Source organism: Filimonas effusa (genome assembly GCF_004118675.1).
GTDB lineage: Bacteria > Bacteroidota > Bacteroidia > Chitinophagales > Chitinophagaceae > Filimonas > Filimonas effusa.
Map to the genome: position 1 here is coordinate 1,355,649 of NZ_SDHZ01000001.1, position 22,387 is coordinate 1,378,035.

A 22,387-nucleotide genomic window follows, 5' to 3' on the forward strand; every position below is an offset into this window, starting at 1 on the left:
CGGAAAAGCTGGTAGGGAAGGAAATGTTTTTGCAGGACGATCTGTTTTTTATATAAGTGACCGGTCAGGATGAAATGATCAATGTTCTGCCCTCCTGCCGGTAGCGAATATCCAGTCCCTTAAAATATTCCAGTACGCCACTGAGCGGAACATCTTTCGACATACCGCCCCAGATGGCTTTGTCGGGCATTTTACCTTCAAAAATGATTTCAATATCGTACCAGCGTTCCAGCTCGCGGGAGATCTCTGCAAAGGAAAGACCTTCGAAGTTGAACTTGCCGTTTTTCCAGGCAATCACCTTATCAACTGCTACATTTTCTACCACCTGTATATTGTTTGAAGTCAGCTTAGCCTGCTGGCCGGGGTGTAACCGTACCTTTTCGGAAACAGTGGCAGCGGAAACGGCCACAGCGCCCTGCAGCAGTGTTGTACGAATGTTCGCTTCATTATCATAAGCATTGATATTGAATGCTGTACCTAATACTTCCACTTCTGCCTTACCATTAACCCGGACGATAAAAGGCTTTGCCGGATCTGCGGCTACCTCGAAATAAGCCTCACCTGTGACTTCCACCAGGCGCTTTTCAGCCGTAAACGAAACGGGATAACGTATAGCGCTTGCAGAATTCAGCCATACCTGCGTACCATCGGCAAGCGTAAGGTGAAACTGCCTGCTTCTGGGTGTAGACATGGTATTATAGGCTGTTACATTTTCGTTGCCTTCATAGATGAGCGCGCCGTTTATCACCTTTGCATTTACACCACCCTGCAGCGCAAGCGTGGCATTTTTAACAGTATCCAGGGAAATCTGCGAGCCATTTTCAAGCGTCAGGATGGCGCCCTGTTTACCAGGCAAAATATCCGTGGCAGCAACAGGGTTGTTTGCTGTATTTTTTGCCGGCTGCCTGGTAACAATTACCAAAGACAAGGCTGCCACAACTATGAGTATAGCGGCAGCAGCTGTCCAGCGCCACGGGCGCAGGAAGAAACTGCTGCGTTGTGGAGATGCCGGTTCAGCTGTGCTAAAAATGGCGGATAATATACCGTTGCTCGTGGGCAGATCGGGCTCGTCGGTGGCAGTAGCCTCCTTATACGCTTTATCGAGCAGGTTGTTGATAATATGCTCGTGCTCCGGCAATGCAGCCATAGCTATCCACTCGTCTCGTTCCGCCGGCGTGGCGGATTGATCCAAACAACGTTCAAAAAGGTACGATAGTCGTTCTACAGTCATTAAAAAGAGTTAGTTAACCTTACGGCTACTATATTGAGGCAGAAAACTTAAGGTTGGGGGGGCGTTCAGGAAAATTTTTTCAGGGAGCCTGCCAATATCACCAGTACAGGTAACAGATCGGTATGTGCCATGAAATAAGCCCTGACCTTTTTCGTAGCCTCATCGAGGTTGTACTTGACAGTTTCGGGCGAAACATCAAGTTTTGCAGCCACTTCTTCTCTTTTCAGGCCGGATTCCCTGATGAGCAAATAGGTTTCCTGCTGCCTGGGTGGTAACTTTTGAATGGCCTGCCGGAGCACATTATTATACTGCTTAAAGGTAAAAATGTGTTCGCCGGTGATATGGAAGGCTTGTTCTCCGGCATCTGTACCCGGTGAGTGCCGTTGCGCGGCCAGTTGTTTCAATCCGCGGTATGCAGCCCTGCGCGCAATGGTGTGCAGGTATGCTTCAAAATTTACGACAACTTCGAGCTCTTTGCGCCTGAGCCATATTTTAAGAAATACATCCTGCAGAATTTCTTCGGCCATCTGCCGGGAATTGGTTAACCTGAGGGTAGTGGCATAAATTTTCCCGCGGTGATGCATGAACAGCCGGGTGAATGCCTGTTCATTTCCTTCCGCCATTTGCCGGAGCAAATCATGTTGGTTATATGGTTGACCGGTTGACAATCTCCTTTCCCTTCGATGTAAAGAGCTGCAAACTAGGGCAAAAAAATTTAAATGCCACACAATACCCTACACAGGGCCATATTGTTGAAATTGAAAAGCCGCCTCATTTTTATTTATATTGTGTTGCTTAAATACTGAATGGAATGAAATACCTCTTCTTGTTCTTTATGCTGCTGCTAACCGGCCGAAGTATAAGCCAACCTCCTGCGGAACGTGCGTTGTTGTGGAAGATACAGGCGCCTGGTCAAAAGGCACCCTCCTATTTATATGGCACTTTTCATTTACTATGCCCGAAGGACCTGGTGGTTGATTCCGCCATCAAGAAAGCGTTTGTAACCACACGCCAGCTTTATCTTGAAGTAGATATGAGCAACAGCGCCGCTATGGCCATGGAGATGATAAAGTTCATGAAGATGAGCAACAACCAACATCTTTCGAAATTATTAAGCAAGGCTGATTACGATTCGGTATCCCATTTATTCCAGGCTAAAACGGGCATGCCATTAAACCTGCTGGGCAATACCAAGCCTGTTTTATTAATAGCCATGCTGTATCCTTCTTTAATGAACTGCCAGCCTGAAAGCTGGGAGCAGACCTTTGTAAAAATGTCGGAAGGGATGCATATGAAAATGGGTGGTCTCGAGACTGCGGAATTGCAGCTAAGCCTGCTTGATTCAATTCCGTATAAAGATCAGGCAGAGAGCCTGAAAACAGCGTTGTACAAGTTTGACAGCATGGCGGTGGCAACAAAGAAGATGGTTGAATTATACAAGAGCAAAAACCTGAAGCAGATGCAGGCTGAGGTTGCTGCGGATAAAGATATGGGAGCTTTTGCATCGATATTACTTGATAAGCGCAATGCCAGCTGGATACCAGTGATGCGTGCCCAGATGAAAAAGGCGCCCACTTTCTTTGCGGTTGGGGCCGGGCATCTTGCGGGAAAGAACGGGGTTATCAACCTGTTAAGAAAGAGCGGTTATACTGTGACTGCCGTAAAATAATATTCATTTGCATATCCCGGAGATTTTGCGGGTGGGGTGCAATAAAAGAAAACTGCCTGGCTTATAAAGCGCAGGCAGTTTTCTTATTGTTCAATAACATCCGGGTTATCTATCATAACCCAGGATCTTGAGCATGCTTTGCGCTGATTGTTCTTTGGCGTAAACCCAATCGACCAGTTTTCCATTTTTATCGTATCCTACGATAATATGTTTGGGTGAAGGGATAAGGCAGTGTTTGATACCACCGTAGCCGCTGATCTGATCCTGGTAAGCACCTGTATGGAAGAAGCCAACGTACAGCGGTTCTATATTGGGAGAATCGCCTTTATTGCTGGCGTGTTCCAGTTTGGGCAGGAACACTTCATTGATATGCTCTTCGGAATCGTAATAGTCGTGGCTGTCGCATGTGATCCCTCCCAGGACCACCCGCTGGTAATCGTTATCCCATTTATTGATGGGCAGCATCAGGAATTTTTCACCGATGCCCCAGGTATCGGGTAAGGTAGTGATGAAAGAAGAATCGATCATATACCAGATCTCGCGGTCGTTCTGCTGCTTTTGTGCAACAACGCTGTAGATATGCGCCATGCTTTCGCCAACGGTGAAGGAGCCAAACTCGGTATAGATATTTGGCATTGGCACTTTGGCTTTTTTGCAGGTCTTTTTGATGTTACCAACAATTTCATTGATCATGAACTGGTAGTCGTATTCAAAGCCAAGGGAGTGTTTAATGGGGAAGCCACCTCCGATGTTAATGGAATCGAGTTCAGGGCAGATCTTTTTAAGCTGGCAGTACAGGTTGATGATCTTATTCAGTTCACTCCAGTAGTAGATATCGTCTTTGATGCCTTTGTTCAGGAAGATGTGCAGCATTTTCAGCTGGAACTTGTGTTCGTAACCTTCGATATTATCGACATAGAATTCGAGGATATCCCTGGCCCTGATGCCGAGGCGGGAGGTATAGAACGGAAAGTTAGGTTCTTCTTCTGCTGCAACACGGATCCCCAGTTTAAAGGGCTGTTTTACGCTTCTTTTATAAGCATCGAGCTCTTCCTTGTTATCGAGAACAGGCACTACGTTTTTAAAACCGCTGTTAATAAGCTTGGCAATACGGGAGGTGTATTGTTTTTGTTTAAAGCCGTTGCAGATGATAAAGGTTTCTTTATTGATCTTACGGCGCTGGTAGAGCTTATTAATGATTTCGATGTCGTAGGCATAGGATGTTTCGAGATGAATATCGTGCTTCAACGCCTCTTCGACGACAAAGGAGAAGTGCGAGCTTTTGGTACAATAGCAATAGAAGTATTTGCCTTCGTACTTATGTTTTCGCATGGCATCTGCAAACATTTTCTTGGCCCTGTTGATCTGCATACCTATTTTAGGCAAATACGACAGCTTAAGCGGCGTACCGTATTTTTCGATCAGAGCTTTGAGGTCGAGGCCATTGAATTGGAGATACCCGTCGTCGTTTGTATTGAAACCTTCCTGCGGGAAGTGGAAGGTTTGTTTCACCAGCTCGGTGTACGTATTATTCATTCCCGGGTGCGTTATACTTTTAGTAAGTAATTAAAATAACGGTGCAAAAATAGTTTTTTGCAGATATTATAGACATAAAAAAACCGGGCCACAAAAAGTCCCGGTTTCCTATTGTTTTGATAACAATTATTTTACAGAGTCGATGAGCGCTTTGAAGCTGGCGGGCTCGTTCATAGCGAGGTCGGCCAGGACTTTGCGGTTCAGTTCGATTCCTTTTTTGTTCAATTTGTCGATGAAGCGGCTATAAGTGAGGCCTTCGGCTCTTACAGCGGCGTTAATACGGGCGATCCACAGCTGGCGGTATTCGCGTTTTTTAAGTTTACGGCCTACATAGCTGTAGGTCATCCCTTTTTCTACGATATTTTTCGCTACTGTATAAACGTTTTTGCGTTTACCATAAAAACCTTTTGCTTGCTTCAGGATCCTCTTCCTTCTGGCCCTTGATGCTACAGCATTTACTGAACGTGGCATAAGTATAAATTTGAATTACCGGCGAACGGTAACTGGAATTATAAAATGGGGATTATTTCAAACGTAATAAACGTTGTACAAAATCTTTGTTGGCAGGAGCTACGATACCGCTTACACGGAGCGCGCGCTTACGTTTTTTAGATTTTTTGGTAAGGATGTGACGTTTGAAAGACTTCTGGAAGGTGATTTCTCCTGAACCTGTCACCTTAAAACGCTTTTTTGCGCTTGAGTTGGTTTTAACCTTTGGCATATTAATAATCTGCGACGATTACACCCTGCCGGCGTTCCCGAACAGACGGGACACTTGTAGAGCCATATGGGTAATGTTTCCCTTTTTTAGGGTTTGCAAAGGTAGGTATAAAAGTGGAAAAACAAAACTTAGGATACAAAAAAGTCAAAAAGCGCGCAAAAAGGCGCTTTTTGACTTTCCGTATTTTTACTAAAGACTATAACTATTTCTTTTTCTGGCCTTTAGGCGCAAACATCACGAGCATCCGTTTGCCTTCCATCTTGGGCATACCTTCGAGCACACCCGCTTCGGTTAAACGTTCTGCAAACTTCAGCAGCAACAATTCGCCACGGTCTTTAAACATGATCGCGCGTCCTTTAAACTGCACATAGGCTTTTACCTTGTTACCGTCTTTCAGGAATTTTTCGGCATGTTTTGATTTGAAATCAAAGTCATGATCATCCGTACCAGGCGTAAAGCGGATCTCTTTCACCTCGCTTTGCTTGGCATTGGCTTTCATTTCTTTTTCCTTACGTTTTTTCTCGTAGAGGAATTTTTTATAGTCAATCACCTTACAAACGGGAGGATCGCCATTGGGAGAGATCTCCACCAGGTCGAGCTCCTGTTGCTGGGCTATGCGTAGTGCTTCTTGAGTAGGATAGATGCCCACAGTTACATTATCGCCAACAAGGCGAACCTGTGGTACCCGGATTCTATCGTTAATACGATGTTCAGGCTCCGGCTGCCTGTTAAAACGGGGATTAAACCTTCCTCCCCCTCCACCTCTGTTTGGTAAAGCCATTAATTGTTGTTTAGTAAAAAATAATTTTCAACCCTAAAATAATCATTTTATGCCTTTCTTTCCGCAATTTCCTCCACGATCGTATTCAGGAAGTCTTCAACCGACTGGCTGCCGAGGTCGCCCTGGCCCTGGCGGCGAACCGACAATTGTCCTTCGTTCATTTCCTTCTCTCCTACTACCAGCATGTACGGAACGCGGCTCAGTTCGGCTTCACGGATCTTTTTACCGATCTTCTCGCTGCGGTCGTCAATTTCCACCCTTACCCTGGCTTTGCGCAGTTTTTGCATCACCTCCCGGGCATAAGGCAGGAACTTGTCGCTGATAGGCAGTATTTTAACCTGTAAAGGCGACAGCCATACCGGGAATTTACCTGCATAGTTCTCTAACAGGAACCCGATGAACCGCTCGTGGGTACCCAGCGGCGCACGGTGGATGATCAAAGGCGTTTCCAGCGCATTTTCCTTGTTGGTGAACTCGAGCTTGAAGCGGCGGCCCTGGGCAAAATCGACCTGGTTGGTAGCCAGGGTAAATTCGCGTCCGATGGCGCTCCAGATCTGCACATCAATTTTCGGACCATAGAAAGCGCCTTCATCGGGCACTTCAATATATGGCGTACCGGTTTCGTTGAGCACGTCGCGCACCATCTGCTCTGTTTCGAGCCAGAGTTCGGGTTCGTTGATATATTTCTGTCCCAGTTTGGATGGTTCGTGCAGGGAAAGACGCATCACGTATTTATCGATACCGAAGATCTTGAAGTACTTGATGTACATGTCGTTCACCGCCTTGAATTCCTGGGCAAACTGTTCCCTGGTACAATAGATATGCGCATCGTTCATGTGCAGGCAACGCACCCGCATCAGTCCAAACAGCTCACCACTTTGCTCGTAACGGTAGCAGGTACCGTATTCGGCCAGGCGCAGGGGCAACTCGCGGTAGCTTCTGTGCTCGGCGGCAAAGATCTTGTGGTGGTGCGGGCAGTTCATGGACTTCAGGTAATATTTAGTACCATCGAGTTCCATGGCAGGGAACATACTGTCCTGATAATATGGCAGGTGTCCGCTGGTGAGGTACATGCTTTCTTTGGCGATATGCGGTGTTACCACGCGCTTGTAACCTGCTTCCTCTTCTGTTTCCTTGGCCAGTTTTTCGAGCTCTTCGATGATGATGGTACCGTTGGGCATCCACAGGGGAAGGCCAGCACCTACGTCGTCATCCATGGTGAAGATGCCCAGTTCTTTACCAAGTTTGCGGTGGTCGCGTTTTTTTGCTTCCTCCAGCATCGCCAGGTATTCGTCGAGTTCTTTCTGGTTCGGGAAAGTAACACCGTATACCCTGGTAAGCTGCCTGTTCTTTTCATCTCCTTTCCAGTAAGCGCCGGCGATATTGGTAAGCTTTATTGCCTTGATAAAGCCTGTGTTCGGGATATGAGGTCCACGGCAGAGATCGGTGAAATCGCCCTGGGTATAGAAAGTGATGTTACCATCATCGAGACCGCTTAACAGGTCCAGTTTGTATTCGTCACCTTTTTCTTCGAAGTAAGAGATAGCGTCTTTTTTGGAGATCTCTTTACGGATGTAGGCGTTGTTTTTCTTCGCCAGTTCATTCATTTTCTTCTCCAGTACAGCCAGGTCTTCTTCAGACAGTTTGCGGTCGCCCAGGTCCATATCGTAATAGAACCCTTTATCGAGTGCAGGACCTACCCAGAATTTCACGCCGGGAAATTGGCTTTCCACTGCTTCGGCCAATAAGTGTGCTGAAGAGTGCCAGAACGTTGATTTGCCATCCGTGTCGTCCCACGTCAGGAGTTTCAGATTTGCGTCTGCGGTAATGGGGCGTGTAGCATCCCATACCTGGCCATTGACACTCGCGGCCAATACTTTCCTGGCCAAACCTTCGCTGATGGATTTGGCGACTTCTAATGCAGATACGCCTGCTTCATATTGGCGTACTGCTCCGTCTGGTAGCGTTATATTAATCATAATGGGGAAGCAAAAGTAGCGATTTTAAGCTTTTAACGCTTCTTTATCAGCATATGCAATGTTCCCTCTTAATTTTGCAAAATGAGGTACCCGGTTTTATTTTTGCTTACCCTGTTTTCCATTGCTGCCACAGCCCAGGACCTTACCGGCATTTGGAGGGGCAATTTTGTACAGGGCGCAGGCCTTTTCAGCCAGCAATACAAGTACGAAGTCCAGATAAAACAAAACCATAACAAAGCTTTATCGGGCGTCACCTATTCTTATCTCACCACGGTATTTTACGGGAAAGCAGCGTGCCAGGGCATTTTCATGGACAAGGCGCGTAATGTTGTTCTGAAGGAAACGAAGATGCTTGAACTGCGTGCGTCGGATAATTCAACGGCGAATATCATGACCTGTTATCTTACCTATCGCAAAGAAGGTGCTACGGAATATCTTGAAGGCACTTATTCGAGCGTAAGCGTGAAGGATGGCATGATGGGCACCAATGGAAAGGTTTATCTTAAAAAGGTAAAGGAATCGGATTTCCAGACGGAAGACTTTTTGCTGGATGGCGTAAAAGGGAAAAAGGGAATTAAACCGGGTGCGGAATCGGCTTTACTGCCCCATAGCGGAGCCAGACGGTTGTTGCCGTCACCTAAACCAAAATTGTCTCCTGCCGATTCGTTGAGGATTGGCAAACGCGACGACAATGATGCCGACCTGATGCCGGAGGCTCCTCCCGAAGCCAGCAAAACAGTTCCGGTGCCACCTGTGCTGAGCGCCAGAAAAAACAAGCTGGTGAAAACGATCATTACTCATTCTCCCGATATTAAAATCCAGCTTTACGATAACGGCGAAATAGATAATGATACCGTTACTGTTTATCATAACAACAAAGTGGTAGTAGACAGGAAGAAACTTACTTACGACCCGCTTACCGTTAATGTTACTGCCAGTGAGGCGGATCCGGTTCATGAATTTGTAATGGTAGCGGAGAACCTGGGCACTATTCCTCCCAATTCGGCCTATATGGTCATATTCTCGGGTGGGAAAAGGTATGAGCTGTCTGTAGCGGCGGATCTGAAGGAAAATGCGAAGATCGTGATCGAGTACAGGAAGGAGGAGAAATAGATGATGGATGTAAGGTAGAGGGGCCAATGCCAGGATAGGCTTATATCACGGGAATGGGCTGATGTATTTTGGAAGTAAAGGCGCTACTAATTGCTAAGAAGATTGGGCTTTTGCTAAAAAAGAGGACGATTTCGGGGAAGATGCGATAAAGCATCCTTAAAGCTTCTCTAAAGCTTCTCAAGAGCTTCTTTAAAAAAGTCTGTTTTTTTAGCATTTGGTCAACTATCAAATAATAAAAATAGCCCCGGTTTTGCCGGGGCTATTTTTATTCCTTCCTATTTTCCCCTGAAATCGATGGAATCGGGAACATCGCCGCATTCGAGCATACCGGCTTTGTATTTAGGATGCTTTTTGCCGAGATAAGGATTTTCGACCACGTTTTTATCGCTGAGCCAGAAAGCTTCTTCTTCGTCGTTGAAGGCCATGGGGCAATGCTGGTGGTACACCACTGCCTGGTCGTATTTAACAGTGCGGGCGAGGTTGTATAAGTTATCGGACAGGATGTTGAAGGAGCGTCTTTTGCCCTCGATCGTTTTTTCGCCTGCGATGGCCTGCGCTTCAGCGTTTATTCCTTCAGAAAAAGAGCGGGCGGTGAGGATGATGGCGGAATCGGCTTTCAGCTCGTTCAACGGCACTTTAGAGACGCTGGCGGCCAGGGCATTGGCTGCGGCGCTGGCCTGGGCAGTATCCCATTCTACAAATGCATTCTTAAGTGTATAATATTTAGCTAACAAATCGTTAAAGGCGGTATTAAAGGCTGCGGAGTTTTTGCTGATGGCCAAAGCTTCCTGTTTTGGCGCTTCGGGCTTATCGGATTTTTTGGTATAAGAGAAATAGGCTACTACGGCAACCGCCACTACTACAATTATTAATACTAACTTTTTCATCCGCGAATTTTTAATTGAAGAATAAAGATAGCCGCTTCACGCGCTTTTCTTTTAGTTTTGCGGCAATTTAATTGAGTTATGTTAATTGGATTGAACAATGTGACCTTCGAATTCGGGGCAAGGGTAATAGTATCGGAAGCCACCTGGCATATACATCCGGGAGAAAGGATTGGGTTGATAGGCTATAATGGAACCGGGAAATCCACTATGCTGAAATTGCTGGTAGGACAATATACCCCTTCTGTTGGTACGGTTGAAAAGGGACGGGACACCACTATTGGTTACCTGCACCAGGACCTGTTAAGTTTCGACACCAATGATTCTATCCTGGAGGTGGCGATGGGGGCTTTCGAGCGGATCAAACAACTGGAGAAAGAGATTGAAACGCTGGGTCATCAGCTGGAAGCTACCAGCGATGAAAAGCTGCTTGAGCAATATACCGACAAACTGCATGAACTTGAAGTGCTGGGTGGTTATACCATTCATCACCGTACAGAGGAAGTATTGCAGGGTCTGGGTTTCAGCAATACCGATCTGCAACGTCCGTATAAGGAGTTCAGCGGGGGCTGGCGTATGCGTGTGCTGCTTGCGAAGATGATATTGCAGCAGCCCGATGTGTTACTGCTTGATGAACCTACGAACCACCTCGACCTTCCTTCTATCGAGTGGCTGGAGAAATACCTGCAGCATTACCAGGGCAGCGTGGTTATTGTAAGTCACGATAAATATTTCCTGAACCGTATGGTGAATAAGATCGTGGAGCTGTACCAGCAGCGGCTGCATATTTATTCCGGCAACTACGCGTTTTACGAGCAGGAGAAAGAGATCCGTGTAGAACTGCAGCAGCGTGCCTACGAGAACCAGCAGGATTATATCCGTCAGCAGGAGCGTTTCATTGAACGCTTTAAAGCCAAAGCCAGTAAGGCTGCGGCTGCGCAAAGCGCCATGAAGCGTCTGGATAAAATTGAGCGTATAGACCAGGTTGAAATTGAGCGTCCGAACCTCCGGATCAATTTCCAGGTAGATAAGCAGCCCGGCAAAGTATTGGCTGAGCTGAAAGGCGTCACCAAGAAATTCGGGGAGAATACCATTATTGAAAATGCCGTAGCTGAAATAGAGCGCGGTGATAAAATAGCGCTTATCGGCGCCAACGGTAAGGGTAAATCTACCGTGCTGCGCATTATTGCCGGCACCGAGCCTTACAGCGGCGAGCGCGTATGGGGGTATAACGTAGACGAAAGTTTTTATGCGCAGCACCAGCTTGAAGCACTGGATCTGAACAATACCATCCTGGAAGAAATGCAAACCTGCCGGAGCGGAAAAACAGAACTGGAACTCCGTTCACTGCTGGGTTGTTTCCTTTTTGGCGGTGACGATACCGATAAACGGATCAAAGTATTAAGCGGTGGTGAAAAAGCCAGGGTGGCGCTCGCGAAGGTAATTGTGAGCAAGGCCAATTTCCTGATGCTTGACGAACCTACGAACCACCTTGATATGCACAGCGTAGAGCTGCTGGCCAACGCATTGAACAAATACGAAGGCAGTATCATCTTCGTTAGTCACGACCGTTATTTCATTTCGGAGACTGCCAACAAGATCTGGGAGATCGTGGATCACGAGATCAAAGAGTTCAAGGGTACTTATAAGGAGTATATGGAATGGAAAGAGCGGATGGCCAGGCAACAAAAGGCGCAGGCGCAGGCGAATGCCAATAGCGGCGGAAAGGCTGTTCCTGAAAAGAAAGCGGCACCGGCCCCCACTCCTGCCAAAGCACCTGTAAGCCAGGAGCAGAAGAAAGAGCAACAGAAGATCCAGAAGGATTTCAATAAAGCGGAAAAGGACCTGGCGCAGCTGCAATCGGAAAAGGCGAAGCTGGAAGAAGCGATGGGTAACCCGGACAACTATTCAGACAAGCAAAAGTTCACTAAACTGGAGCAGGAATACCGGACCGTCCAGGAGAAGATCACTGAAGTGACGCGTGTGTATGAGGCCTTATTCGAGAAGGTGATGGAGATGGAATAGCTAACAACAGGTTGCAAAAACAGATAGAGAGGCTTTAGGTGTTCCTAAAGCCTCTTATTTTTTATAGTACCGTTTCTTTATTTTCCCAGGCTTTCACAAAATCGGAAACCAGGTAGCTGATGAGTTTACCTGTGGAGTCGCTTCTGCGGCCGTCGAGCAGCTGAGTGGCGCCTTCACAAATGTGGAGGTAGGCCGGGCTCGTTTCGCGGGCTGCCATATGAACATACTGGCGGGCCTGCAGGGTGGAGACGCCGGCAGGGGAAACCGCGCTGCTGAGGGTAGATTCGATGCTGTCGAGATCGAGTTCGAGCCCGCAGCGGTTGCCTTCGGTGAAATTTGCGGCGTGAAGTACGGCTTCGGTAAAACTATACTTTCCACGCAGGAAAATGTCTTCATAAGTCACCAGATCAAAGAAGGGGTTGTTCACGAGATCCATCCAGGAGTTCTGGGGCAGGTAGTTTTCGTGTAAGCCTACGATGCAATATTTTTCGAGATAGCCGTCGTCTTCGGCATAACGGAACGGGTTGCCGCTATGGCGTCCTTCGGCGGGGCGGTAATCGGCGTGTGCGTCGAGATTGATGACATTGATCTGGGCAAGCGGCAGGATGCCAGCCTGGTATAATCCTTTTGCTGCGCCTTTGATACATGGGTAGGCGTTGTTGTGTCCGCCACCGATAACGATGGGTATTTTGCCGTGTTGCGCCACCAGTTTCACCACATGCTCCACTTCATCGTCGATGGTTTTTACGGCGTGGCGGTAGGCTTCTATTCTTTCATCGGGGCTTCCGGCGTTGTTTTCTATGATGGTGATGATATCATAAAAGTCGAAATGGCCGAGGATAAGCACTTCCTGCCCTTGTAAGAAGTCATTACTCTGGATATTCAGGAACGCACGCAGAAAGGGCAGCCATGCCGAGTCTGCGCCTCCGATGCCATAGTTTGCTTTTACGCCTATATCTTCAGGAACGCCCAGAACAACAAAGGGGGCATTGGTTGCCTTCAGCACCTCTTCTATTGTCTTTCCTTTTTCCGCTACCTGCACGCATTCACCCAGCTTGGTTTCGAACTTCCTGATGCGGGTGATGGCGAGGATATCCTGCCTGTTATAAATTTTAAAATGCTGCATAATTTCACCTTGAATCGTTGTTATCACTCCGCGGTTTCGTTTCTGCGGTTCTATCCTATTGGTTTATCGAAAGCGCTGTCGTTGTCTGTTATACCTGTTTATGCGACTTTTCATACCGAATCCTTCGTTTCCTGGTTATCTGCCGTCTTCCCATTTGTCGATGGTTCTGCGGGGTCTGATGAAATCGAGCGGATATTTTTGAAAATAGCGCCACAAGATCCTGATAAATTCGGGATAATCTTTCAAGCGGATACCGCGTGATTTCAAAGCTACGATGAATGCCAGAGAAAAGCTAACCAAAAAGTTGAAGAAGCCTATGCCCAGCACGCCCAGCACTACAACAGCCAGGTATTGTCCCCTGACCTGGTCGAAGCCAAGTCCGTAAGTACCTATCGCCACGTTACCTGCGGAAATGGTGATATGCCTGATATCGAAGGGGATCCCGAGGATCTTTACGAAGATACCCGACATACCCAGCAGGAAGCCGAGTGCGATATTACCGGCAAGACTGCCGGCATGCGTTTCGAGATAATGGGAAAGCCGTTTACGGCGGCCGGCGGTCATAGTAAGGCGTAACACCGGGTGCATGATAAGTCTGTCGGCCACCCGGCTGTATTGCATTTTATTTTGAATAAACCCGGCAAGCAGTCCGCTCAGGAACAGGAAGAGGCCGGTATTGCAGGCATATAGTAAAGAAAAGCTTTCCCATGGATGCTGTTCGCGCAGCAGGCTCATTGCTTTTGCGCCCTGGGCCAGCTTGTGGCCGGTGCTTATATGGTAGAGCCATGCAAACAGCCATGTTACGGGGAACACCACCAGCAGGTTTCCGGCGAACGAGGCAAACTGGCTGCGGGTAACGCGCGCCACTGTTACCGCAAGATTATAGAGATTCGGCTGTTCGTTTTTCCGGGTGTCGAGCGAACCGGCTACGGCGCTGGCTGTAAAGGCCGGCTGTTTGGTTGCCAGTGTAGAATGCGTTTCTTCAATTGCGATGAAGCCAATGCTATAGTTAAGACTATAAGCCACGCCCTGCCATAACGGCAACAGGTGCAGCCTCCCGAGCAGATTTTTTACGACCACCATAAAGCAGACTATCAATCCGCCTCCCATGGCGCTCAGCAACATTTTATAGTATTGGCGTGGGGTGACCGTTATGTATTTGTCGCCTTTGCTGCCTTTGTGTTCGGCTATCTGGTAAGCCACATATCCGAAGCTCTGCGAAAACAGTTCTCGCAAGCTGTTCTTACGGTTCTCGTAGCGCACTACCAGGCGGAAGAAATCGACCAGGCGGCCTGTGTGAAAGGACTGGTCGTTATCCAGTGCATCTACCAGGATCTTCATGCGCGACAGGCAATAGCGCATAACAAGCAGCATATAACTCAAGGAAAGGCTGGCCCCTTTTATGGACTGGACCTCCCTTATTTCTTCAGCTACATCGGCACATTGTTCCAGGACGTTTTTCAATTCGTTATGCACCCGGGTGTTTTGCAGCTGGTTCACCAGTTGGTTTTGCACGATGAAGATGTTATCGCCTTCGAGCACTGCGGGAAGATATTTATGCACTTCGGGCTCCATCGACAAATGCGCCACTTTATAGGAAAGCATGATCAATGCCTCTGCCAGCTGCTCTTTGAATTTAAGATCCTGCTGGTCGATGGTAAAGCCAAGCGTATCGAAAAACTGTTTCCAGGTATCGCGGCTGATGGCTTCTACCCACAGATAGTCGTTCTTTTTATAAAAGACCCTGTTTATTACATATAAGAAATCATCTTCTTCCTGTAGTGACGGGAGGAATTTATGGCTCAGCCGGGAAGAGAATTCCTGGACAAACCCCCGCGACAGCAGCATGCCGCTATCGGTAAGGGTCTTGATGATATTGGTATGCGCGAGCTGCGTTACCACAGCAATTTTCATGTTACGCAGCAGCAGCGGATTGGCGTGCAATTGTGCTATTACCCGTTGTAAGTTCAGTTCTGCTTTTGATGCTGCTTTCATTTTACCGGGCCGCACCTGTTTGAAGAGGTGTACCAGGAAATCGAGGCATTGTTCACGGTTACGCGATGATAACTCGAAATTCTTCTCCAGTGAATCCCGGAAAAGGTCCATTCGCTTTTGTTTCATATGTTCCCCTCCTTTTTCTTTATAGCCAGGTTCCGCGCACCATCACCTTTTTAACGAGGTTTGTTCCGAATGAGTAAGGTATGTAGGCGATGGAGGGTATTGGATGTGTAAGAATAAGATTAGCCAGTTTTCCGGCAGTGATACTTCCCGTTTCATTTTGGAGCTGCATGGCGTAAGCGCCGTTGAGCGTGGCGGCGTTGATGGCTTCTTCCGGCAGCATCTTCATCTGAATACAGCTCATTGCTACTACCAGGTTCATATTACCGCTGGGGCTGGAGCCCGGGTTATAATCGCTTGCCAGCGCTATCGCGCAGCCGGCGCTTATTAAATCGCGTGCGGGCTGGAATGCCATACGCAGGAAGAAGGCGGCGGTAGGCAATAAGGTTCCGATGGTATCTGAAGCTGCGAGCGTTTCTATTGCCGGGCGATCCATTGTTTCGAGATGATCGACGCTGATAGCGCCGAGCTTCACCCCTGTTTGAACGCCGCCAGATAAATGCAGCTGGTTGGCATGGATCTTTGGCAACATGCCGTATTGCATACCCGCCCTGCAAATACGTTCTGTTTGTTCCGCGGAGAAAAAGCCCTCTTCACAAAAGGCATCGATATAATCGGCCAGTTGTTCTTTGGCTATTGCGGGGATCATTTCGCTGATGATGAGACCGACATAGGCTTCGTGGTTGCTGCGATATTCTTCGGGGAATGCATGTGCGCCCAGGAAAGTAGCTTTTACCGGAATGGGGGCTGTGTCTTTCAGCCTGCGGATAACGCGTAACATTTTAAGTTCATCCGCTACCGTTAACCCGTAGCCGCTTTTTATTTCGATGGCGGTGGTGCCAAGGTGCATCAGTTGTTGCAGCCTTTCCCAGGCCATGTTAAAAAGATCATTTTCAGAAGTAGATTGTAAACGCCTTGCCGAGTTAAGGATACCTCCGCCTTTGGCGGCGATACCGGCATAGCTGAGCCCCTTTATTTTATCAACGAACTCCTCTTCACGTGTGGCGGCAAATACAATGTGGGTATGGCTATCGCACCACCCGGGCAGGATAGCGCCTCCCTGCGCATCCCATACCTGTTCGTTATCGTGTACAAGCAGGGTGTTCATGGGTCCCCATTCCAGGATGCGGCCTTCGCGGATACGCAGCCAGGCGTTTGCCAATACCGGTAATCCGGCCAGCGCGGCTCCTTTCAACAACGAATACTGCTCCCGGATATTTACCAGCCATCCGATATTTTTGATCACACCTGTTGTCATACAACAATATTACAAAGCATTTGTCAGCAGCGGTCTTTTTTTGCGTGTAAATGACTAGTTTAGGTTTCTGAATATGAAGTTGCGATCCACATCCCTATTCATCCTATTGCTGCTGTTTGGCCTGCTGGCAGCGGGTCAGGGCAGGAAAACCGGCCGTCCACAACTGGGCGTTACACTAAGCGGCGGCGGCGCCAAGGGGCTTGCGCATATCGGCATACTAAAAGCTATCGATTCGGCGGGTTTGCATATAGATTATGTTACGGGCACCAGTATGGGAAGTATCATAGGCGCTTTATATGCCTGTGGATACAGTGGCGACAGTATTGAGCAGGTAGCGCGTAAGATAAACTGGGATGCGCTTTTATCGAATGCCGCGTCGCTGCGCACCATGGGCATGGATGAAAAGGATGAATACGACAAGTTTGCGGTGGAGCTTCCCTGGGTGAACCATGCTTTCCGTTTGCCTTCGGGTATGCTGGAGTCGCAGGAGCTATGGCTTAAGTTCAGTGAGTTCTTTTTCCCGGTATTCCGGATCAAAGACTTCTCGAAACTGCCCCGCGGTTTCAAGTGTGTGGCGGCTGATATTTCGAACGGGGAAGCAGTAGTAATGGAAGATGGTGAAATAGTATCGGCGGTGCGGGCAAGTATGGCTATTCCAACTGTATTTACCGCGGTAGAGTACCAGGGCCGGAAGATGGTGGATGGCGGCATCGTGCGTAATTTTCCTGTAAGAGACGCCAAGAAAATGGGGGCTGATTTTGTGATAGGCAGTAATGTATCCGGTTCGCTTTTGAGCAAGGAAAAGATCACCAATGCTTTCCAGGTATTATTACAGATCGCGTTTTTCAGGGAAGATGAAGACACCAGGAAGGAAAAGCAGCTTTGCGATATTTATATAGGGCATAGCCTCGATGATTATTCAACCGGCAGCTTTGGTTCTTCCAAAGAGATCATCGACGAAGGCATTGAAGTAGGCAGGAAGATGTATCCGGTGTTCAAGCGCCTGGCAGATTCATTGAACAGGATCTATGGCCCCGATAAACGCCATGCGCCCTGTGTACCGAAGGTACATTCCGTTAAAATAACCGAATCGGAAGTGAATGGTTTATCGCGTACGGGTAAGACCTTCTTTATGCGCCGTATGCAGTTTATACATGGTGAATGGTATGATGCTGCCAGTCTTGCCAAACATATCCGTGCCGCTTTTGGTACACGCTATTACCAGAAGATCGTTTACCGCCTGGAGCCTTTAACGGATACTACTGCCAGGATCATCTTCGATATAGAAGAGCATCCTTTTACGTTTGCGAAGCTGGGTATTCACTATAACTCGTTTTCTGGCATCAGCGTATTATCGAATCTTACGTCGCGCAATTTCTTTACCCCTTATTCGCGCAGCATGGTAACGCTGAATGTGGGTGAGAACATGCGGATACGCGGGGAGCATGTACAGTATTTCGGCAAATTCAAGAACTTTTCCGCCAATGCCATGATACAGGCGGAGCAAGTGAACATCAACACTTTCAACAACTATAAACAGGAGGGCATTTACCGGCAGAAATATTTCAAGTCGGAACTGAACATACGCAGGACATGGAACAACAAAGCGTCGCTGGGATTGGGTACCCGCTTTGAGGTGCTCGGCTATAGCCCCGACCTGGCTTCGAGCCTGGAAGCCAGGGGCAGCAGCAGTTTCACGAATTCTTACCTGTTCTTTAATTACAATACACTTTCGAACAATATTTATCCCCGGAAGGGACTTAAGCTGCATGCAGAGGCGGGTTATATTTATAACAGCAATCCCCGGTTCCATTTCTATAACCGTGGCACCGCGCTCGACATGGATTCTATAGGCGCCAGCTTCGACAATTTCCTGCGCACTTCCCTTTCCGCCTCCAACTACACTCCTATCAGCCGGAAGATCACGCTGATGCAACAGGTGCAGGCGGGTATCAATTTCAATGATCACCAGGGGTTCCTGAATGGCTATTATATTGGCGGGCTTAGCGGTAATGAGTTAAGGAACCAGATCACCTTTGCGGGTGTTGAAGAGGGCTCATTATATACCAGCAGCGCGGCGGCTTTACAGATTGGCGTGCGTTACCAGATGTATAGCTCCATATTCCTTACGGGCAGGGCCAACCTGTTGTACCACGACTTTATCAATACCAACAGCAAATACCAGCTATCGGGTTATCTTACGGGGTATGCGCTCACATTTGGCTATAATTTCCTGATGGGGCCGCTCGAGATAAGTGCGATGTATTGTGACCAGTCGAGGAAGCTGCGGCCTTATATCAACCTGGGGATAGCGTTTTAGAAATAGATGGCTGCATTGCCGGAGCATGCCTGAGGAAGCAGAGAGAAACAGTCCTGATAATAGATGGCTGCCTTACCGGAGCATGCCTAAGCAATGGAGATGGTAAAGAAAAGAGAAACAACCCGGAGGCGTGATAGCCTGCGCGTTCAGCAATGATAAAAGTCATAGCCCAGGTGAATACGGTAATCTACATTTACGCCTTTTTAACGGGTATTTACAGATAGATTATCGGCAATGAAAAAAGTTCTGGGTTATATCTTCTCTCCTATACATTATTTGTTTTTCGGGTTTTTCCTTTTGTTATTTCATCCTATTCAATGGCTGAGTTTGAAGCTGGGTGGTTATAGCGGGCATAAGCGGTCGGTAGATATCCTGAATTACTTTCTGACAAGTACTTATTACCTGATGGGTACCAGGGCTAAATTTACCAATGTTCACCGGTTGCCGGAAGGCAGGCCTATACTGTTCATCGCGAATCACCAGAGCATGTATGATATCCCTCCGATGATCTGGCATTTCAGGAAATATCATGCGAAGTTCATATCCAAGATAGAACTAACAAAGGGCATACCCAGTATATCCTTCAACTTAAAATATGGCGGGGCTGCGAATATCAATCGCAAAGATCCGAAGCAGTCGATAGGTGAAATATTAAAGCTGGCGCAGCGGATGCGTGATCAGAACTGGTCGGCCGTTATCTTTCCGGAAGGCACCCGTTCAAAAAACGGGGAGATGCGTGCGTTTGCCGTTGCGGGAGCTGCCACCATCCTAAAAAAAGTACCTGAGGCGCTGGTAGTGCCTGTAGCGATAAAGGGGGCCTGGAAACTGGTGCAGCATGGTGCTTTCCCGCTTAGTTTCGGGGAAAAGATGAGCTGGACGGTGCTTACTCCTATTGAACCGGCGGGGCGTACTCCTGAAGCGGTTTTGAAGGAGGCCGAGGAGGCTGTGAAAAACGAGATGGCAGACCAGATGCGCAAGGCATAAACCTTATTTTCCGCAAACAGGCGATATTATCTCCCGGTGCGTTCTGCGCCAGCGAAACTGTTTGATTTTTGCAGCTAATGGTTTGAATGTTACAAGAGGCGGCGTTTGGCAGCCACTACCTTTGCTATAGAAAATCAAATACGTATGAGCAGTAAAGTATGGTATGTAACAGGCGCATCCAAGGGATTGGGATTGGCGCTGGTGCAGAAGCTGCTGGCGGCGGGTCATAAAGTAGTGGCTACTTCAAGGTCACTTTCCGCTTTAACCAAAGCAGTGGGCATTGACGCCAGTTCCCAGTTTTTACCTGTAGCAACCGATCTGGGCAATGAGCAATCCGTTGAAGCCTCTATTAGAGCGGCTGTGGATACTTTCGGCAGAATAGATGTGGTTGTTAACAATGCCGGCTATGGTATAGGCGGTACTATTGAAGAGTTAAGCCAGGAGGAGATAAGGCAGAGCTTTGAAGTGAATGTATTTGGCACCATGACCGTAGCACAGAAGGCGATGCCTTACCTGCGTGCGCAGCGTTCGGGGCATTTGATCAATATTTCATCTATTGCCGGTTTTGCGGGTGCTACGGGGTGGGCTGTTTATGCGGCCGCCAAGCAGGCTGTAATTGGCTTTTCGGAAGTGCTTGCACAGGATGTCAAAGAGTTTGGTATAAAAGTAACAGTGGTAGCTCCGGGCGCCTTCCGCACACAATTTCTGACATCGGATTCGCTGGTATTGGCGGCGCACCAGATAAAAGATTACACCGAGGTAAGCGCTTCACACGCCCGTTACCGATCTATGGATGGTAAGCAAACAGGTGATCCGGATAAAGCTGCTGCTGTTTTTATGGAACTTGCAGCTTTACCTGAACCACCCGTCGTATTGTTTTTAGGTGAGGATGCCTGGAGCAGGGCTACTGCCAAAATAGCGACCTTACAGGAAGGTCTGAACAACTGGAAAGCATTAACCTGCTCTACTCAACTCACGGTATAACTATTTATCAAGTTTGAACGCATGCGCCGTTGCTTTTGCCTGTTCGTAACCTGCATCGGCATGACGGATAACGCCTGTGGCGGGGTCGTTGTGCAGGACGCGGCTGAGACGTGCAGCAGCAGCATCGGTGCCATCGGCAACGATCACCATGCCGGCGTGGATGCTGTAACCCATGCCAACACCGCCGCCGTGGTGAAGGCTTACCCAGCTTGCTCCGCCGGCCGTGTTTACCAGGGCATTCAAGATCGGCCAATCGGCAACAGCATCGCTGCCATCGAGCATGGCTTCCGTTTCGCGGTTGGGGGAAGCAACAGAGCCGGTGTCGAGGTGATCGCGGCCAATAACGATAGGTGCTTTTACTTTGCCGGAGCGCACCAGTTCATTGAATGCCAGCCCGGCTTTCTCGCGCTCACCCAGTCCTAACCAGCATATTCTTGCGGGCAGTCCCTGGAAGGAGATCTTTTCTTTGGCGAGCTTGAGCCAGCGTTGCAGGCTTTCGTTTTGGGGGAAGAGGTTTGCTATGACCTCGTCGGTTGCAGCGATATCGGCGGGGTCGCCGCTTAAGGCAGCCCAGCGGAACGGGCCTTTCCCTTCGCAAAACAGCGGGCGGATATAGGCAGGCACAAAACCGGGGAAGTTAAAAGCATTCGCCAATCCGTATTCTTTGGCGCGGGCGCGCAGGTTGTTGCCGTAATCGAAAGTGATGGCGCCTGCTGCCTGCAAATCGAGCATCAGTTGTACATGCAGCTTCATACTATCGTACGCCAGGGAGAGATATTTTGATTTATCGGATGTTCTTAATGCCGTTGCCTGCTCATTCGTTAAGGTATGCGGGATATAACCTACCAGCGGGTCATGTGCAGAAGTCTGGTCGGTTAAGACATCTACCTTTATGTTCCGGTCTTTTAGTCTTTGTAATAAATGAACTGCATTTGCCAGTACGCCAATGCTTACCGCTTTGCCTGCTGCTTTGGCTTCCAGCGCCGCATCGATCGCCTGATCGAGGTCGGAGAACTTAAGGTCGAGGTATTTTGTTTCCAAGCGTTTATCGATACGCCATTCCTCAACTTCGGCCACCAGGCAAACGCCTTCGTTCATGGTTACCGACAGTGGCTGAGCGCCGCCCATTCCTCCGAGGCCGGCGGTTACGCTGAGAGTGCCTTTAAGCGTGCCGCCGAAGTGTTTGCGGGCTACGGCTGCAAAGGTTTCATAAGTGCCTTGTACGATGCCCTGGGATCCTATGTAAATCCAGGAGCCGGCAGTCATCTGGCCGTACATGATAAGTCCTTTTTTCTCTAGCTCATCGAAATGCTCCCAGTTGGCCCATTGCGGCACCAGCTGAGAATTGCTGATAAGCACCCTGGGCGTATCGGGATGCGTTTTGAGGATGCCAACGGGTTTACCGCTCTGGATAAGCAGGGTTTCATCGTTTTCCAGGACTTTCAGCGCTGCGATGATATTATCAAGCGCTTCGAGATTGCGGGCGGCTTTACCACGGCCTCCGTAGACAATAAGTTCTTCCGGTTTTTCCGCAACGGCGGGGTCGAGGTTGTTCAGGAGCATGCGCAGCGCTGCTTCCTGAAGCCATCCTTTACAATTGAGCGTTGTACCTGTAGGGGTTTTATATTTCAATGCATCGTAAGTTGCCATAATGATAA

At 48.4% G+C, this 22,387-nt stretch carries 18 protein-coding genes; 6 read left to right on the forward strand and 12 right to left on the reverse strand.

The window, feature by feature from the left end; genetic code table 11:
* Positions 1-64: 64 nt before the first annotated feature.
* Complete coding sequence (locus ESB13_RS04940) at positions 65-1,231, reverse strand: FecR family protein (protein ID WP_129001910.1); 1,167 nt, start codon at positions 1,229-1,231, stop codon at positions 65-67.
* A gap of 65 nt (positions 1,232-1,296) precedes the next feature.
* The gene (locus ESB13_RS04945; protein ID WP_129001911.1) at positions 1,297-1,854 is read right to left on the reverse strand and encodes an RNA polymerase sigma factor; all 558 of its coding nucleotides are present in this window, start codon (positions 1,852-1,854) and stop codon (positions 1,297-1,299) included.
* Positions 1,855-2,042: 188 nt separating this feature from the next.
* Between ESB13_RS04945 and ESB13_RS04950 the strand changes: the two genes are divergently transcribed.
* A complete protein-coding gene (locus ESB13_RS04950) occupies positions 2,043-2,900 on the forward strand; it encodes a TraB/GumN family protein (RefSeq protein WP_129001912.1) in 858 nt (285 codons plus the stop codon).
* A 105-nt stretch (positions 2,901-3,005) separates the two neighbouring features.
* Here ESB13_RS04950 and ESB13_RS04955 read toward each other — a convergent pair whose 3' ends face one another.
* The 5 genes from ESB13_RS04955 to thrS form a co-directional block, all read right to left on the reverse strand.
* Positions 3,006-4,436 carry a type III PLP-dependent enzyme domain-containing protein gene (locus ESB13_RS04955; protein ID WP_129001913.1) on the reverse strand — a complete coding sequence of 477 codons (1,431 nt, stop codon included), beginning with the start codon at positions 4,434-4,436 and terminating at the stop codon, positions 3,006-3,008.
* 126 nt (positions 4,437-4,562) lie between these two features.
* On the reverse strand, positions 4,563-4,907 hold the full coding sequence (rplT, locus tag ESB13_RS04960; RefSeq protein ID WP_129001914.1) for a 50S ribosomal protein L20: 345 nt from the start codon (positions 4,905-4,907) through the stop codon (positions 4,563-4,565).
* Between the two features lie 52 nt (positions 4,908-4,959).
* Entirely contained in the window at positions 4,960-5,157 is a 198-nt protein-coding gene (rpmI, locus tag ESB13_RS04965; protein ID WP_129001915.1) for a 50S ribosomal protein L35, read from the reverse strand.
* Positions 5,158-5,359: 202 nt separating this feature from the next.
* Positions 5,360-5,938: a translation initiation factor IF-3 gene (gene infC / locus ESB13_RS04970; RefSeq protein ID WP_129001916.1), complete on the reverse strand. Its 579-nt coding sequence runs from the start codon at positions 5,936-5,938 to the stop codon at positions 5,360-5,362.
* A gap of 47 nt (positions 5,939-5,985) precedes the next feature.
* Positions 5,986-7,917, reverse strand: a complete 1,932-nt coding sequence (thrS, locus tag ESB13_RS04975) for a threonine--tRNA ligase (protein ID WP_129001917.1) — start codon at positions 7,915-7,917, stop codon at positions 5,986-5,988.
* A gap of 81 nt (positions 7,918-7,998) precedes the next feature.
* Between thrS and ESB13_RS04980 the strand changes: the two genes are divergently transcribed.
* Positions 7,999-9,030: a hypothetical protein gene (locus tag ESB13_RS04980; protein ID WP_129001918.1), complete on the forward strand. Its 1,032-nt coding sequence runs from the start codon at positions 7,999-8,001 to the stop codon at positions 9,028-9,030.
* A gap of 275 nt (positions 9,031-9,305) precedes the next feature.
* Here the strand turns inward: ESB13_RS04980 and ESB13_RS04985 are convergent, their stop codons facing one another.
* The gene (locus ESB13_RS04985) at positions 9,306-9,917 is read right to left on the reverse strand and encodes a DUF3347 domain-containing protein (protein WP_129001919.1); all 612 of its coding nucleotides are present in this window, start codon (positions 9,915-9,917) and stop codon (positions 9,306-9,308) included.
* Positions 9,918-9,995: 78 nt separating this feature from the next.
* On the opposite strand from ESB13_RS04985, the gene abc-f reads away from it, so the two are divergent.
* On the forward strand, positions 9,996-11,939 hold the full coding sequence (abc-f, locus tag ESB13_RS04990) for a ribosomal protection-like ABC-F family protein (protein ID WP_129001920.1): 1,944 nt from the start codon (positions 9,996-9,998) through the stop codon (positions 11,937-11,939).
* A gap of 61 nt (positions 11,940-12,000) precedes the next feature.
* Here the strand turns inward: abc-f and ESB13_RS04995 are convergent, their stop codons facing one another.
* The 3 genes from ESB13_RS04995 to hutI all read right to left on the reverse strand — a co-directional run bounded on the left by ESB13_RS04995 (position 12,001) and on the right by hutI (position 16,441).
* Positions 12,001-13,065 carry a formimidoylglutamase gene (locus tag ESB13_RS04995; RefSeq protein ID WP_164974096.1) on the reverse strand — a complete coding sequence of 355 codons (1,065 nt, stop codon included), beginning with the start codon at positions 13,063-13,065 and terminating at the stop codon, positions 12,001-12,003.
* A gap of 135 nt (positions 13,066-13,200) precedes the next feature.
* A complete protein-coding gene (locus ESB13_RS05000; RefSeq protein ID WP_129001921.1) occupies positions 13,201-15,186 on the reverse strand; it encodes a site-specific recombinase in 1,986 nt (661 codons plus the stop codon).
* A 19-nt stretch (positions 15,187-15,205) separates the two neighbouring features.
* Positions 15,206-16,441, reverse strand: coding sequence for an imidazolonepropionase (gene hutI, locus ESB13_RS05005; protein WP_129001922.1), 1,236 nt, complete (start codon positions 16,439-16,441; stop codon positions 15,206-15,208).
* Between the two features lie 73 nt (positions 16,442-16,514).
* Here hutI and ESB13_RS05010 point away from each other — a divergent pair, with 73 nt between their 5' ends.
* The 3 genes from ESB13_RS05010 to ESB13_RS05020 all read left to right on the forward strand — a co-directional run bounded on the left by ESB13_RS05010 (position 16,515) and on the right by ESB13_RS05020 (position 20,729).
* Positions 16,515-18,761: a patatin-like phospholipase family protein gene (locus ESB13_RS05010; protein WP_129001923.1), complete on the forward strand. Its 2,247-nt coding sequence runs from the start codon at positions 16,515-16,517 to the stop codon at positions 18,759-18,761.
* Between the two features lie 234 nt (positions 18,762-18,995).
* A complete protein-coding gene (locus ESB13_RS05015) occupies positions 18,996-19,745 on the forward strand; it encodes a lysophospholipid acyltransferase family protein (protein ID WP_129001924.1) in 750 nt (249 codons plus the stop codon).
* A 144-nt stretch (positions 19,746-19,889) separates the two neighbouring features.
* Complete coding sequence (locus ESB13_RS05020) at positions 19,890-20,729, forward strand: SDR family NAD(P)-dependent oxidoreductase (RefSeq protein WP_129001925.1); 840 nt, start codon at positions 19,890-19,892, stop codon at positions 20,727-20,729.
* On the opposite strand, the gene hutU is transcribed toward ESB13_RS05020, so the two are convergent.
* On the reverse strand, positions 20,730-22,379 hold the full coding sequence (gene hutU, locus ESB13_RS05025) for a urocanate hydratase (RefSeq protein ID WP_129001926.1): 1,650 nt from the start codon (positions 22,377-22,379) through the stop codon (positions 20,730-20,732). It abuts the gene before it with no gap.
* Positions 22,380-22,387: the final 8 nt, after the last annotated feature.

Excerpts from the sequence above, each read along its gene's own strand:
- ESB13_RS04955 (WP_129001913.1), bottom strand. The coding sequence starts at position 4,436 with ATGAATAATACGTACACCGAGCTGGTGAAACAAACCTTCCACTTCCCG.
- ESB13_RS05000 (WP_129001921.1), bottom strand. The coding sequence starts at position 15,186 with ATGAAACAAAAGCGAATGGACCTTTTCCGGGATTCACTGGAGAAGAAT.
- ESB13_RS04985 (WP_129001919.1), bottom strand. The coding sequence starts at position 9,917 with ATGAAAAAGTTAGTATTAATAATTGTAGTAGTGGCGGTTGCCGTAGTA.
- ESB13_RS05015 (WP_129001924.1), top strand. The coding sequence starts at position 18,996 with ATGAAAAAAGTTCTGGGTTATATCTTCTCTCCTATACATTATTTGTTT.
- ESB13_RS04995 (WP_164974096.1), bottom strand. The coding sequence starts at position 13,065 with ATGCAGCATTTTAAAATTTATAACAGGCAGGATATCCTCGCCATCACC.
- ESB13_RS05020 (WP_129001925.1), top strand. The coding sequence starts at position 19,890 with ATGAGCAGTAAAGTATGGTATGTAACAGGCGCATCCAAGGGATTGGGA.
- ESB13_RS05010 (WP_129001923.1), top strand. The coding sequence starts at position 16,515 with ATGAAGTTGCGATCCACATCCCTATTCATCCTATTGCTGCTGTTTGGC.
- hutI (WP_129001922.1), bottom strand. The coding sequence starts at position 16,441 with ATGACAACAGGTGTGATCAAAAATATCGGATGGCTGGTAAATATCCGG.
- ESB13_RS04950 (WP_129001912.1), top strand. The coding sequence starts at position 2,043 with ATGAAATACCTCTTCTTGTTCTTTATGCTGCTGCTAACCGGCCGAAGT.
- rplT (WP_129001914.1), bottom strand. The coding sequence starts at position 4,907 with ATGCCACGTTCAGTAAATGCTGTAGCATCAAGGGCCAGAAGGAAGAGG.
- abc-f (WP_129001920.1), top strand. The coding sequence starts at position 9,996 with ATGTTAATTGGATTGAACAATGTGACCTTCGAATTCGGGGCAAGGGTA.
- ESB13_RS04945 (WP_129001911.1), bottom strand. The coding sequence starts at position 1,854 with ATGGCGGAAGGAAATGAACAGGCATTCACCCGGCTGTTCATGCATCAC.
- hutU (WP_129001926.1), bottom strand. The coding sequence starts at position 22,379 with ATGGCAACTTACGATGCATTGAAATATAAAACCCCTACAGGTACAACG.
- rpmI (WP_129001915.1), bottom strand. The coding sequence starts at position 5,157 with ATGCCAAAGGTTAAAACCAACTCAAGCGCAAAAAAGCGTTTTAAGGTG.
- ESB13_RS04940 (WP_129001910.1), bottom strand. The coding sequence starts at position 1,231 with ATGACTGTAGAACGACTATCGTACCTTTTTGAACGTTGTTTGGATCAA.
- ESB13_RS04980 (WP_129001918.1), top strand. The coding sequence starts at position 7,999 with ATGAGGTACCCGGTTTTATTTTTGCTTACCCTGTTTTCCATTGCTGCC.
- infC (WP_129001916.1), bottom strand. The coding sequence starts at position 5,938 with ATGGCTTTACCAAACAGAGGTGGAGGGGGAGGAAGGTTTAATCCCCGT.
- thrS (WP_129001917.1), bottom strand. The coding sequence starts at position 7,917 with ATGATTAATATAACGCTACCAGACGGAGCAGTACGCCAATATGAAGCA.